The sequence below is a fragment of the Actinoplanes sp. ATCC 53533 genome (assembly GCF_003947245.1).
In genome coordinates, this window is the sequence record NZ_QHHV01000006.1 from 28,005 (window position 1) to 41,680 (window position 13,676).

The window sequence follows — 13,676 nt, forward strand, 5'->3', positions numbered from 1 at the left end:
TTCGCGGTTCAGTCGAAGACGCCGTGGTAGATGTCCTTGATGTTCCAGTGCCCGGGGGTCGGCACCGGCTCGTTGACCATCGGCACGTCGAGCACCGCCGGCCGGCGCGCGGCGACGGCGGCACGCAGCGCGTCGCCGAATTCGTCGGCGCCGGCGACGGTGTAGCCGTCCGCGCCGCAGGCACGCCCGAGGGCGGCGAAGTCGGGACTGTAGGCCGCGCCGTCCGGGCCGGTGAAGTCGCAGCCGAAGCTCTGCCCGAAGTGCGCGCTCTGCAGGTCGGAGATGGTCCCGTGGGACCGGTTGTTCATGACGACGAAGATGACCGGGGCACCCTGTTCGACGGCCATCGGCAGGGCCGGCAGCTGGGCGCCCATGCCGCCGTCGCCGATCAGGGCGACGACGGTGCGATCGGGCTGGGCGAGCTGGACCCCGACCGCCGCCGCCGGGCCGAAGCCCATCGTCGAGGCGCCGCCCGGCGTGATGAAACGCCCCTCGGCCGGCAGCTCGTAGCATTGCGCGACCCCGTTCTTGTTCCATCCCACGTCGGTGACCAGGACGGCGTCGGCCGGCAGGATCGCCCGCAGGTCGGCGAGGATGCGCTCGGGCCGCAGCGGGAACCGGTCGCTGGTGCCGCGCTCCCGGCTGCCGGCGAACAACTCGCGGCGGCTCGCCGTGATGGTCTCCCGCAGCCCGTCCCGCCGTCGCGGGGTGGGCTGCCGGTCGCGGACCGCGCCGTCGATCGCCTGCACGGCGTGGGTGACGTCGGCGACCGCGCCGACGGCGACCGGGAAGTTGCGGCCGATCTCGGCCGGGTCGATGTCGATCTGGATGAGCCGGCCCGGCGGGAACTGCCAGGTGTAGCGGCGGTCCCACGAACTGGCGTCGGTCTCGGCGAAGCGGGTCGCCAGCGCCAGCACCACGTCGGCCTCGCGGGTGTACCGGTTGGTCATCTCCAGTCCCCAGAAGCCCGGCATGCCGAGCAGGAGCGGATGGCTGTCGGGCAGCGTTCCCTTGGCCATCAGCGAGTGCACGACCGGGATGTCGAGATGCTCGATCAGCGAGCGCAGGGCGTCGAGCCCCGGACCGCGGCGCAGACCGCCACCCAGATAGACGAGCGGACGTTCGGCGGTCAGCAGGAGCTCGGCGATGTGCCCGGCGACCTCGGCCGGCAGGCCGGGCCGCCGCAGGACCGCGAGCGGGTACGCGCCGGCGACCTCCCGCGGCACCGGGCGGGAGAAGTGGTCCATCGGCACGCTGAGCAGGACCGCGCCCGGGCGTCCGGAGGTCGCGGTCCAGAAGGCGCGCTCGGTGAACCGCGCCAGATCCGCCACCCGCTGCACCTGCCAGGCCCGCTTGACGAACGGCCGGTAGATCGCGGTCTGATCGGCGTCGGCGTGCAGGTTCACCTCCTGATGGGGATGCCGCCCGAAGTAGTAGGACGGGATGTCGCCGGCGATCGCCACCAGCGGCACCGAGTCCAGCGCGGCGGTGAGCACGCCGGTGACCGCGTTCGTCATCCCGGGACCGACGTGCAGCAGGACGACGCCGGTCTTGCCACTGGCGCGGGCGTAGCCGTCCGCCGCGTGCGCCGCCGCCTGCTCGTGGCGGGCGATGACGAAGCGGATGCCGCTGCGCCCGATCGCGTCCAGCAGCGCGATGTTGGTGTGCCCGCAGGTGCCGAAGACGTACTCGACGCCGTACGACTCGAGCTGGGCCACCATCGCCTCCGCCGCGGAGACCGTCTCGCGGTCCGTGCCGGTCTCGCGGGCCTCATCGACGCTCATCGTGCGCCTTCCTGGTCGCCGAACAGGGACATGCCGCGCAGCAGGAGCGTCTTGACGACCGTGTAATCGTCGATCATCCAGCGCGGCGACTCGCGCCCGAACCCGGAATCCTTGACCCCGCCGAACGGAACGTGGTCGAGCCGGAAGTTCGACGACCCGTTCACGACCAGGCCACCGACCTCGAGTTCGCGCCAGGCGGTGACGATGCGGCGGATGTCGTTGGTGAACAGCCCCGCCTGCAGGCCGTAGCGGCTGTCGTTGCAGGTGGCGAGCACCTCGTCGAAGTCGTCGAACGGCGACACGCTGACCACGGCGCCGAAGACCTCGTCGCGGATCAGCCGGGCGTCGGCGGGCGGCGACGCCACGACCGTCGGCGCCACGGTGGCGCCGTCCCGGCGGCCACCGGTCGTGATGGTCGCACCGGCCTCGGCCGCCTGCCGCGCCCACGCGACCACCCGTTCGGCCGCGTCGTCGTCGACCATCGAGCCGACGTCGGTGCGAGGGTCGAGCGGATCGCCGACCGAGAGCTTCTCCACCTCGCGGGTGAACAGGTCCAGGAACTCGTCGAACCGGCCCCGGTCCACGTAGACGCGCTGGACCGAGATGCAGCTCTGGCCCGAGTTGCTGTAGCCGGTGGCGGCACAGATCCGGGCGGCCGCGGCGATGTCCGCGTCGTCGCAGACGATGGTCGCGGCGTTGCCACCCAGCTCCAGCACCAGGCGCTTGGCGCCGGCGGCGCGGGCCACCGCCGCACCCGTCGCGACGCTGCCGGTGAAGCTGATGACGCCGACGTCCGGCGCGGCGCACAACGCGCCGCCGAGCCGGCCGTCGCCGTGCAGCACCTGGACAGCCTCGGCGGGCATCCCGCTCTCCAGCAGGATCTCCACCACCGCGGCCGAGGCCGCGGGTGCCTGCGGCGGCGGCTTGACGATCGTGGTGTTCCCGGCGGCGAAGGCGGCGGCCAGCTTGTGCGCCAGCAGGTTGGCCGGAGCGTTGAAGGGCGTGATCGCCAGGGCGATGCCTACCGGCGCGCGGTGGGTGAAGGCGGTGGTGCCCACCCCGCGGGCCCAGCCGGCGACGGGCAGGACCTCGCCGCCGATCCGCCGGGCCTCGGCGGCCGAGACGGTGAAGGTGTCGGCCACCCGGTCGATCTCGCCGCGCCCGTCCTTGACCGGCTTGCCGAGCTCCAGCGCCAGCAGGCGGGCCAGGCGGTCGCGCTGCCGGATCGTCTCGGCCGCCGCGCGTTCGAGCACCGCGGCCCGCGCCGCGGGCGACATCCGGCCGACGGCCTTCGCCCCCCGGCGGGCCCAGGCGAGCGCGGCCCCGACATCGTGCTCATCCGCCTGGCGGGTGCTGCTGACGACCGTACGGGTCCAGGGGCCCTCCCGATCGTCCCAGGTGCCGGTGTGCACCCACTCACCCGCGACCAGGCAGCCGACCCTGGATATCTCGTCCGCGGGCATCATCGCTCCCAACCAGGACCGCTTGGTGGTCCTTCTAGACCGTCCTGTGGACTAGGTGTAACGTACGGGCCGCGAGGTCCCCTGGCAATGGCTGGGCAAAAGGGAAGAGGGGCACGCCGCATGGATGACGACCGACCGTTGCACGGCGTCCGGGTCCTGGACTTGACCAACGTCCTGGCCGGGCCGTACTGCAGCTACCACCTGATGCTTCTCGGCGCGGAGGTCGTCAAGATCGAGAAACCCGGCACCGGCGACCTGGCCCGCGCCCTCGGACCGGAGCCCGAGCTGAACCGGGCGGCGGTCGGCGCCTCGTTCCTCGCCCAGAACGCGGGCAAGAAGTCCGTCGAGCTCGACCTGAAGGACCCGGCCGACCGGGAGACCTTCGCCGACCTCGCCCGCGGCTCGGACGTCCTCCTGGAGAACTTCCGGGCCGGGGTGCTGAGCCGGCTGGGCTACGACTGGGACGTGTTGCACCGGCTCAATCCCCGCCTGATCTACTGCGCCATCTCCGGGTTCGGGCAGACCGGCCCGATGAGCCAGGCGCCGGCCTACGACCAGATCATCCAGGGCCTGTCCGGCATGATGAGCATCACCGGTACGCCGGAGACCGCGCCGCTGCGGGTCGGGTTCCCGGTCTCCGACACGATCGGCGGCCTGGTCGCCGCGATGGCGATCGCCGCGGCGCTGGCCGGCCGGGCGAGAACAGGTCGGGGCGTCAGCCTGGACGTGTCCATGCTGGAGACGTCCCTGTCCGCGATGGGCTGGGCGGCGTCGAACTATCTCGTCAGCGGCGTCCCGCCGGAGCCGATGGGCGATCAGAACGCGACCGCCGCGCCGTCGGGCACCTTCCAGGCCGGCGACGGACCGCTCAACATCGCCGCCAACCGGCAGGAACAGTTCGAGACGCTGTGCCGGCTGGTCGGGCGGACGGACCTCGTCACCGACGAGCGCTTCGCCGACCGGGAGGCCCGCAAGCAGCATCGGGCCGCGCTCAGCCACGAGATCAACACCGCCCTCAGCCGCCGGCCGGCGATCGAATGGGAACGGCTGCTGTCCGACGCGGGCGTGCCGGCGGCGCGCGTACTCACCGTCGCCCAGGCCGTGGAGCTCGACCAGCTGAAGGACCGCGGGTTCTTCACCGACCTCGGCTTTCCCGGCCAGCCGCGGCGGACGTTGCGGGTGAGCGGCAACGGCGTCCTGGTCAACGGCGCGCCGCTGCGCCCCTCGACGCCGCCGCCGTTGCTGGGTGAGCACAACGACGAGGTCAAGGGCGGTGCCGCGGCCGACCGGGACACCGCGGCGGAGGTGCCGGCACCATGAGCGAGGACGAGCGGGAGCCGACCGTGCGCGACGTGTCCGACTGGTGGTCGACGTCCGTCTCCCGGATCGAGCCCAACGTCATCGAGCTGCGGGGCCGGCCGGTCCAGGACCTCATCGGCTCGGCCACCTTCGCCGGCGTCATCTGGCTCATGCTGCGCGGCGAGGCCCCGACGCCGGGTCAGGAGCGGTTGCTCGAGGCGGCCCTGGTGTCCTCGGTGGATCACGGGCCGCACGCGCCGTCCATCGCGGTGGCGCGGATGGCGGCCACCTGCGGGATCGGCCTGAACAACGCCGTGGCCACCGGCGTGAACCTGCTGGGCGACGTGCACGGCGGCGCCGGCGAACAGTGCATGGCGTTGCTGGCCGAGGTGCACGCCGGCGACGCCGAGACCGTGGTCGCCGCCTGGCGCGCGCGCTCGAAGTATCTGCCGGGCTTCGGGCACCGGTTCCACACGATCGACCCCCGGCGTGACCCGCTGCTCGGGCTGGTCGAACGGGCGGTGTCCGACGGCGTCGTCCGCGGGGACCACCTGCGCGCCGCCCAGGCGGTCGAGCGGGTGCTCGCCGCGGACCGCACCCGGGGTGTGCCGATCAACATCGACGGCTGCACCGCCGTCGTCTACGCCGAACTGGGCTTTCCGCCGCCCCTGGCGCGCGGGCTCTTCGTCCTGAGCCGCAGTGTCGGCATCCTCGCCCACGCCTGGGAGGAGACCGGCCAGGGCCGGCGCAACAAGGGCCCGATGCCGCCGTCCATCCTGCCCACCTACACCGGAAACCCCTGACACCCCACCCCCTTCCCCTCGCCAGGAGCAGGCATGCCCATCACGCGCAATTCCCTGGTCAGCGCGGGTCTCGCCGCCGCGCTCACCGCGACCGTCATGCTGGCCGGCAGCGCCCTCCCGCAGGCCGGGCAGGCTCCACCGAGTGGCCGCGACACCGCGGCGGAGAACCTCGGCCGCGTCGACTACGGCGTCTGCCGCGGCACCGACCCCGGCTGCTACCACGGCTGGGGCAACTTCGACCCGGCCACGGACGGCTACCGGGTGCTCGTCTACAGCCGTACCGCCGGGCCCCGGCACGCCCACCTCGGTCCCGTCCTGCCGGCCGGGCTCAACCCGCCGCTGACCCCGGCGCACGCCGCGCAGAGCGCCCTGGTCAAGCTCGGCGCGGAGCACGGCTTCGCCGTCGACTGGACCGAGGACGTCGCGCAGCTCTCGTCCCCGGCGCGCCTGTTCCGCTACAACGCGGTCATCTTCATGAGCACCACCCGCGACGCGCTCGACGACCCGGCACAGACCGCCCTCCGGCAGTACGTCCGCGGCGGCGGCGGTTTCGTGGGCATCCACAACGCCTTCGGCACGGAATACAACTTCCAGTGGTACGAGGGGCTCCTCGGCGGCGCCAACTACTACGACCACGGGCGCAACCAGCCCGGAACGGTGGTGACGACGAGCCGCCGCGACGCGTCGACCGCCGGCCTGCCGGCCCGATGGGACTTCACCGACGAGTGGTACAACCTGGTTCCGTTCCCCAGCGCCGTCCGGATCCTCGCCAAGGTCGACGAGGCCACCCTGCCGGACGGCGCGGCCGGCGGCAGCGGCCACCCCGGCCACGGCCGCAACCACCCCGTGTCGTGGTGCCAGTACTACGACGGCGGCCGGTCCTGGGTCACCACCCTGGGGCACACCGTCGAGGCCTGGACGGACGCGCCCACCACCGGCGACCGGTACTTCCTCGAGCATGTTCGCGGCGGCATCGAGTCGGCCATGGGCCGCGGCCCGTTCTGCCGTTAGCGGGTGGGTGAATGCGGCATCGCGAGGTGCCGCGTTCCTACGCCGCATCGGCGCGCTGCCGGTCCGCCGGCACGCCGTCGAGGCAGCGGCGGGCGGCGGCGATGGCCTGGCGGGCGTGCTCCTTCGCCCCGATCTGGGCCGACAGTTGCGCTCGCGGGATCTCCAGGGCGTAGGGAATGCCGGACGGCAGGGCGGCCAGGATGCCGCCGACGTCGATGCCCCCGTCTCCCGGATAGAGCCGCTCGAACCGCGCGGTGTGGATGAGCTCCTCATTGGTCACCGGGACGCCCGCGGGCGCGTCGCAGACGTGCGCGAAGTGGAACCACTCCGCCGGCATCTCCCGCAGGTCCGCCACGCTGGATCCGGAGCGGGCGAAATGCAGCAGGTCGACGAGGATGCCGGCGTTGGGCTGGCCGGCCGCCCGCAGGATCCGGCCGGCCTCGGCGAGATCCGGCGTCTCGGTCCACGACGGAAACTCCAGATCGACGGTCAGGCCGAGCGGCCGGGCCAGCTCGCACAGCTGGGCGAAGCGGTCCACCTTGCGGCCGCGGTCCGGATCGGGCAGTTGGGCGATGACGTGCCGGGCACCGAGCTCGGCGCCGGCCTCCAGGACGCGCTGGAAGTCCCGCGGATCCTCGCGCGGGCCGATCCGGGCCAGTTCGATGTCCAGCACCTCGACCCCGGTGGCGGCCAGCCGGACCTTCGTCGTACGCATCAGCCCGGGATCGGTGGCCAGCGGGTAGTGCGGCTCCTGCGGCGTGACCCGGGTGAGGCGCAGGCCGACGTACCGGTATCCCGCGTCGGCGGCGGCCTCGACCAGCTCCGGCGGTGACAGGCTCAGCGCCGTCAGATGGGCGAGCGAGTAGTCGTGGTCCCGGGCGCCCGGCCGCTCGTGGGCGTCCCGGAGCCGGCCCAGCCGGCGTTGCCGGTGCGCGGCCATGCGCACCGGTGCGCTGCCCGCGGCGCCGTAGCCGGCATATCCGTCGACGCGCTGGACCACCTCGAAGAAGAGCCGGGAACCCAGCATCTCGGTGTAGAAGTGCAGGTATTCGCCGTCCTCGTCGTGGTCGTAGAGGATGGAGTGCTCGCGCAACGCCGCGAGCAGCTCCGGCGGCGGGGCGAGCCGGGCGTCCAGGTCGTCGTAGTAGTTCGACGCGATCTTCAGCACGGGTGCGCCGAGTTCGCGCATGGCCAGCGCGCTCGCGATCACGTCGTCGCTGGCGAAGGCGACGTGCTGCGGGCTCGGAGTCGCGGGCGCCCAGCTGCCGCGGCGCAGCGGCGCGGTGTTGAGGGTGATCCGGAAGGTGTGTCCCGAGTCGGTGGCCGATCGGCTGCGAATCAGGCCGAACGGCGCGGTCAGCTCGGTGGTGGGACCGGACTCGAGGCCCAGCACCGAACGGTAGAAGATCGCGACCTGGTCGAAGTCGTCGACGGACTCGGTGAGCGAGATGTGGTCGGTGCCGGTCACCAGCCCGTCGGTCCGGGACGAGGCCCCGGTGGCGTCGAAATCCGCCAGCCAGCTGTTCGCGTCGGCGCCTGTGCGGCAGAAGAAGACGGCCGTGCCGTCGGGAGCGGCCACCGAACTCAGATCGGCCTCCTCCGGCTGGCGGACGCGGGGCAGCACCGGCGCGAGCAGCCGGCCCGCGCGCTGCGCCGACCCCGCCGGATCGTTGCTCTCCACCCCCAGGGCGCAGATCACCGCCGAGCCGGGCGTGACCGTCCGTTGCGGCGCGAAATTCAGCAGGATCCTGGCGTCGCCCTGCTGCCAGAGCTGCACCGGCTTGGACCGGTGCTGTCCGGTGCGGGCGAAGCCGAGCGCGCTCAGGGTGCGCGCGACGGCCGGGCCGGAGACGTCGTCGACGGCCAGCTCGGTGAACACGTGACCACCCAGCCGCGGGGCCGGCGGCAGGCCGGGCGCGCCGAGCCGGCTCCGCGCGGCGGCCGGTCCCCCGGTCGCGACGGATTCCCGCAGGGCGAGCAGCGAGCGCATCCCGTCGATGGCGGCATTGCGCGGATCGGCCTGCCGGTAGACGTCGTTGAACACCTCGAGCGAGAGCGGGCCCTCGTAGCCGGTGGCCAGGACCTGGCCGACGAAGCCGGTCAGGTCGAACGAGCCCAGCCCGGGGAACAGCCGATGGTGCCGGCTCCACTCCACCACGTCCATCTTCAGGCGTGGCGCGTCGGCCAGCTGCAGGTGAAACACCTTCGCGCCGGGGACGATCCGGATCCCGGCCGGGTCGTCGCCCCGGGACAGCACGTGGAAGCTGTCCAGGCAGAGACCGAGGGCGGCATGGTTCGCCCGCCGCACGATCCGCCACGCGTGGGCGTACGTGTTCACGTGCCGGCCCCACGCCAGGGCCTCGTACGCGATCCGGAGGCCCCGCCGCCCGGCGCGCTCGGCCAGCTCGCGCAGCTGATCGACGGCCAGGTCGTCGTCGTCGACGGACTCCGCGGACTCCGCCGAGCAGACCAGCATCATGCCGGCGCCGAGCTGCTCCAGCAGGTCGAACTTGCGTTCCGCCCGGCGGAGGTTGACCCGGAAGGTGTCCGGCGGGACCGCCTCGAAATCGCGGAACGGCTGATAGAGGTCGATCGTCAAGCCGCGGCGGGCGCACTCCTGCCGCACCCGCGACGGCGACCACGCCGACGCGATGAGATCGCTCTCGAAGAGCTCGACACCGTGAAACCCGGCCGCCGCGGCGGCCGCCAGCTTGTCCTCGAGGGTCCCGGACAGGCACGCGGTGGCGATGGTCAGCCGCGGGCCGCCGGTCAGCCCGCGGGCCGGGCCGCTCGCACCATCCTGGTCGGCGATGAGCATAGGCTCTCACAATGTTTGAACTGGTTAGTTAGTTATACTCGGCGTTCGCCTCCGGGGAAAGGGTCGTGGACCCGGGACTAAGGTGAACCCACTGTTCCGATGGGAGGGCCCTTGGCAACGCAGACGCCGGACTCGGAAGTCGCGGCGCCCGCCACGCGGGATCCCGAGCGAACTCGATCAGAGATCCTCGCTGTCGCCACCCACGAGTTCGCCGACAAGGGATACGCCGGCGCCCGGGTCGACGAGATCGCCGCGAAGACCCGCACGACCAAGCGGATGATCTACTACTACTTCGGCGGCAAGGAACAGCTGTACCTGGCCGTTCTCGAGCAGGCGTACGGCGGGATCCGGGCCCTGGAGCAGCAGGTCGACGTGGAGCATCTCGATCCGGTCGACGCGATCCGCCATCTCGCGGCGCTCACCTTCGACCACCACGAGTCGCATCCCGACTTCATCCGGCTGGTCAGCATCGAGAACATCCACCGCGCCCGGCACATCGCCCGTTCGGAGATCCTGTCGGGCCTGGCCGACCCGGCGCTGGAGACGCTGACCCGCATCCTCGAGCGCGGCCGCGCGGCCGGCTGCTTCCGCGCCGACGTCGACCCCATCGACGTCCACATGCTGATCAGCGCGTTCTGCGTCTTCCGGACCGCCAACCGGTACACCTTCAACGCGATCTTCAAGCGGGACATGCTCGAACCCGCGCGCCGCGAGCACTACCGCACCATGCTCGGCGACGTCGTGCTGGAATATCTGACCGCGACACCCTGAGCAGCTGGCGGTCACTCCGCCGTCCATCAAGAAGTCGCTGCCGGTGACGAACCCGCCGGCCACCCGGGACCGCTACGCGATGATGCGGTATGAGCGGGCCCCGGGTTGGCTCCGGATCGTCCAGGCATTGATCCGCAGACCGCAGGGCGACCGTACTTCCCGGTAGAAAACCAGACGGTTGCGGAAGGATGGTCACGTTCGTGGCAGCGGCGTTCCCGGGACATCCGGCAGCACACGATCGAACACCTGACGCAGAGTACCGAACCAACCCCGCACAGTATCGACAGCCAGCCGCGACCCGACCCCCGCTGCCACGTCAACGCGTCGCCTACCTCCAACCCAGCCACGACCAACCACCACCGAACACCAGGACACCCGGCGAGAACCCGAACCGCCACCCCGCGACCTACCCATGGCCCGGATCCCGACCGAACATGTACGACCCGGACTGGTCGCCCCACCCCCACCGCAAAGGCCGACGCCGAGCCCGCCAACCAGCCCGCACCACGATCATCCTGATCGCGATCAGCGCCGTCACCGCCGCCGCCATCAGCACCGCCGTCACCGTCAACGGCACCGAGCAACCAACCCCGGTACCGGCCGCGATCGACGCCGCACCCCCGCAACGATCCAGCACCCCCCACTCCGCCACCCGCGGCGGCATCCGCACCTCCCCCACACCAACCAAACCAGTCAAACCGTCCAGACCGGCCGCGACTGCCACCCCGACACCGAAGACAACCCGCCCACCACGACCGGTGACAGGCCTCAACCAAACCCAGATGAACAACGCCGCGGTGATCGTCCAAGCCGCCCAGGACCGCGGCCTTCCCCGCCGAGCGATGCTGGTCGCCATGATGACCGGAATGCAGGAATCCAGCCTGCGCAACCTGGCCAACCCGACCGTCCCGGCCTCCCTCAACCGACCCAACGAGGGAAGCGGCGACAACTTCGACTCACTCGGCGTCTTCCAACAACGCCCGAGCCAGGGCTGGGGCACCGTGACACAACTGATGAAACCACGCTACGCCGCGGACGCCTTCTACGAACGACTACTCACGGTAACCGACTGGGAAACCAAAAGCCTCGGCGCCGCCGCACAAGCCGTCCAACGATCGGCCCTACCGGACGCCTACGACAAACACGAAGAACGAGCCGACCAGGTCATCGAAGCACTGCTCTGACCCGGCGACCAGGCGCCGCTCCGGATCCACTGCCGTAGCGCGGATGATCGGTCACGAGGCGGCACCGGCTTTGACCGCGGCGCCCGCGATGACCACCTCCAGACAGTCGCGGAACAGGTCGTCCACGGTGCGGCCGGGGCCGAAGTATTCGGCGATCGCGGCCACCGCGGTCGGGTGCCGCTCGGCGAACGCGGCCATGTCGAAGTCTTTCAGCGCCTCCGCGTCCGGGCGGGGGGCCTGCTCCTCCAGGACGTGGCCGACCGTGAAGCGCTCGACGGTCAAGACGATCACGCGGGCCTCTAGCAACGGGATGCCGCGCGCCACCAGGGTGCTCATCGCCAGTTCGGAGATCGCCGCCATGGTGACGGAGAGCTGAGAAGCGGAGCCGACCCGGGCGCCAAGATGACGAACGAGCACACGTTCCGCGGCCTGCTGCACCGGGCGACCCATCGCATCCCCGGAGTGACCGCGCATGCCGAGCGGCCGGTTGGACACCAGGGCACGGCGGCCCACGGCCGCGACGTCGCCCCTCAGCCTCCGCTGAACCACAGGTGGAACCACTCGGCCGCCCGCCCTCCCCGGCTCATGCCGGCCTGGCAGCGCCGGATCGCGGCGTTCTTCGGCCGGGAGCCGTGATGAAGGCGGCGGTGTTGCACGAGATCGGTGGCATCCCTCGCTACGAGGACTTCCCGGATCCCGTGGCCGGCGACGATGAGGTGGTCATCGACGTGAAGGCGGTCGCGGTCGAAAACGTCGACAAGCGCATCGCGGCCGGCACGCACTACGCGAGCCGGCAATACACCGCACAGTTGCCGGCGATTCCCGCCTTCGACGGCATAGGCGCGCTGCCGGACGGCACCCTGGTCGGGTTCGGCAACCCGCGCCGGCCCTACGGCGCGCTCGCCGAGAAGACCGTGGTGCCCGAGGGCGCCTATCTGCCGATCGCGGAGGGTGTCGATCCGGCGATCGCGACCGTGCTGGGCACGGCGATCACCGGCATGTCCATCAGGACCGCCGCCGGCTTCGTGCCGGGCGAGACCGTGCTCGTGCAGGGCGCGACCGGGGTCGCGGGGCGACTCGCGGTGCAGGTGGCCCGACTGCTCGGCGCCGGACGGATCGTCGCGACCGGCCGCGACGACGACCAACTGCGTGAGGTGCAGACCCTCGGCGCCGACGAGGTGATCAACACAGCCGTGTCGGACGAAGCGCTGGCGCAGGCGTACCTCGATGCCAAGGGGGACGGCTACGACGTGGTGCTGGACTACCTCTGGGGCCGGCCCACCGAGATCCTGCTGCGATCGCTGGTCCCGCGGTCATTCGCCTTCCCGAGGCCGACCCGGCTGATCCAGATCGGCGAGTCCGCCGGCGCCGGGCTCATGCTCGCCGCGGAGAGCCTGCGCACCTCCGGGGTCGAGATCTACGGGGCGGCCAAAGGGCTCGGCCCGCAGACCATGCACGAGGCGTACGGCCAGGTCGTGAGGTGGGCGCAGTCCGGCGAGCTGACCTTCGACGTGGTGCAGGTCCCCCTCGAGCGACATCGAGACCGCCTGGCAACGCACCGACCTACGCGGCCGCAGGCTCGTCGTGGTGCCGTGACAGACAGGCCGGATCGGGGGCGAGGAGCGTGCGGACGGCGTGGTGCCTCAGTCGCACGCGACCCCGTCCCCGTCGCGGTCGAGGTCGTAGGGGTCACCGCCGATGACGCGAATCGGACCTTCGACGTAGGCGGGCCCGTTGCCGCTGCCGCCCGCGCAGTCCACGTCGCTGGCGATCGGGACGCACGGGGTGTAGTTGGGGTCGCAGCCGTCGTCCGCCTGCTTCGTGCCGACAGCGATCACCTTGGTGACCGGCTTCCTGGTGACGACTGACGACACTTTCTTGCGGGCGGTCTCCTTGCCGTCGGTGAGCGTTATTTCGTACGTGATGGTCTGGACGCCGTTCACGCCCTTGACCCGCACCTTGGTCTTACCCTCGACCAGCTCGTCGTCGTCCACTTCGCGCGTGCCGTACCGAAGGGATTTTGTTTGTTTGATGGTCTTTTTCGTGACGACGGGCGCATTGGTGGCCGACTCCGTATTCGAGGGGGACGCGACCACGTCGCCGAGCACCGGCTCCGCGGTCGCCTCGCTGGCCACGGCCGTCGCGGCGGCGAGCGTCTCGGGCGTGCCACTCACCGTTTCGGTTTTGGGGTCGCCGGCGAGCAGGCCGATTCCGAGAAGCCCGCCGCAGCAGGAAAGTGACAGCACGCCGAGCACGGACCCGATGCGCTGCCACGGTTTCATGCGTGACCAGAGATTCGACTGCGGCGGCCGGGGATAATGCGGTGCCTGATACGTCACCGCCCCAGTGTCGGTGGGTGACTTGCACCGGAACACCGCCGTTCGGCCACCGGCGCGCCACTTCCGGCGGCCCGGGCCGCCGGAAGTATCGCTCCCGCGCAGCGGTGGAGTACGGGCGCCCGGGTCCTTGCCGAAAACGTTTTCGTGGGCGATGGTGGGCATGTAATCGATACACATCAATGTAGCTGGTGGGGTCGGTGCTCG

11 protein-coding genes and 1 pseudogene are annotated in these 13,676 nt (G+C 71.5%); 7 read left to right on the forward strand and 5 right to left on the reverse strand.

The genetic code is table 11. The annotated features are described in order from the left end of the window. Positions 1 to 8 precede the first annotated feature (8 nt). Together DMB66_RS01360 and DMB66_RS01365 are read right to left on the reverse strand one after the other, a co-directional pair. Positions 9 to 1,784 (reverse strand): thiamine pyrophosphate-binding protein, encoded by a 1,776-nt coding sequence (locus DMB66_RS01360; RefSeq protein WP_125802138.1) that lies wholly within the window; start codon positions 1,782 to 1,784, stop codon positions 9 to 11. Continuing rightward, positions 1,781 to 3,250, reverse strand: coding sequence for an aldehyde dehydrogenase family protein (locus DMB66_RS01365; protein WP_125802139.1), 1,470 nt, complete (start codon positions 3,248 to 3,250; stop codon positions 1,781 to 1,783). The genes DMB66_RS01360 and DMB66_RS01365 overlap by 4 nt, the downstream gene beginning before the upstream one ends. A gap of 117 nt (positions 3,251 to 3,367) precedes the next feature. Here DMB66_RS01365 and DMB66_RS01370 point away from each other — a divergent pair, with 117 nt between their 5' ends. From DMB66_RS01370 to DMB66_RS01380, 3 genes are read left to right on the forward strand one after another with little or no spacing between them, the layout of a single operon-like run. Continuing rightward, entirely contained in the window at positions 3,368 to 4,567 is a 1,200-nt protein-coding gene (locus DMB66_RS01370) for a CaiB/BaiF CoA-transferase family protein (protein ID WP_125802140.1), read from the forward strand. Then, the gene (locus DMB66_RS01375) at positions 4,564 to 5,349 is read left to right on the forward strand and encodes a citryl-CoA lyase (protein ID WP_125802141.1); all 786 of its coding nucleotides are present in this window, start codon (positions 4,564 to 4,566) and stop codon (positions 5,347 to 5,349) included. The genes DMB66_RS01370 and DMB66_RS01375 overlap by 4 nt, the downstream gene beginning before the upstream one ends. A 33-nt stretch (positions 5,350 to 5,382) precedes the next feature. Further along, positions 5,383 to 6,360: a ThuA domain-containing protein gene (locus DMB66_RS01380; protein ID WP_125802142.1), complete on the forward strand. Its 978-nt coding sequence runs from the start codon at positions 5,383 to 5,385 to the stop codon at positions 6,358 to 6,360. A gap of 37 nt (positions 6,361 to 6,397) precedes the next feature. Here the strand turns inward: DMB66_RS01380 and DMB66_RS01385 are convergent, their stop codons facing one another. Beyond that, a complete protein-coding gene (locus DMB66_RS01385; protein ID WP_125802143.1) occupies positions 6,398 to 9,178 on the reverse strand; it encodes a TIM barrel protein in 2,781 nt (926 codons plus the stop codon). Between the two features lie 111 nt (positions 9,179 to 9,289). Between DMB66_RS01385 and DMB66_RS01390 the strand changes: the two genes are divergently transcribed. Together DMB66_RS01390 and DMB66_RS01395 are read left to right on the forward strand one after the other, a co-directional pair. Beyond that, the gene (locus DMB66_RS01390; RefSeq protein ID WP_233624213.1) at positions 9,290 to 9,949 is read left to right on the forward strand and encodes a TetR/AcrR family transcriptional regulator; all 660 of its coding nucleotides are present in this window, start codon (positions 9,290 to 9,292) and stop codon (positions 9,947 to 9,949) included. Positions 9,950 to 10,731: 782 nt separating this feature from the next. Beyond that, positions 10,732 to 11,133 (forward strand): hypothetical protein, encoded by a 402-nt coding sequence (locus tag DMB66_RS01395; RefSeq protein WP_125802145.1) that lies wholly within the window; start codon positions 10,732 to 10,734, stop codon positions 11,131 to 11,133. Between the two features lie 51 nt (positions 11,134 to 11,184). Here DMB66_RS01395 and DMB66_RS01400 read toward each other — a convergent pair whose 3' ends face one another. Beyond that, positions 11,185 to 11,607 (reverse strand): TetR/AcrR family transcriptional regulator C-terminal domain-containing protein, encoded by a 423-nt coding sequence (locus tag DMB66_RS01400; RefSeq protein WP_125802315.1) that lies wholly within the window; start codon positions 11,605 to 11,607, stop codon positions 11,185 to 11,187. On the opposite strand from DMB66_RS01400, the gene DMB66_RS62360 reads away from it, so the two are divergent. Next, positions 11,536 to 11,769 carry a hypothetical protein gene (locus tag DMB66_RS62360; RefSeq protein ID WP_199751816.1) on the forward strand — a complete coding sequence of 78 codons (234 nt, stop codon included), beginning with the start codon at positions 11,536 to 11,538 and terminating at the stop codon, positions 11,767 to 11,769. The genes DMB66_RS01400 and DMB66_RS62360 overlap by 72 nt on opposite strands. Positions 11,770 to 12,131: 362 nt before the next feature. Beyond that, positions 12,132 to 12,338: pseudogene (locus DMB66_RS65730) on the forward strand (zinc-binding dehydrogenase); the annotation flags it as partial. Positions 12,339 to 12,776: 438 nt separating this feature from the next. On the opposite strand, the gene DMB66_RS65735 reads toward DMB66_RS65730, so the two are convergent. Next, on the reverse strand, positions 12,777 to 13,634 hold the full coding sequence (locus DMB66_RS65735) for a G5 domain-containing protein (RefSeq protein WP_370318323.1): 858 nt from the start codon (positions 13,632 to 13,634) through the stop codon (positions 12,777 to 12,779). Between the last annotated feature and the right edge of the window lie 42 nt (positions 13,635 to 13,676).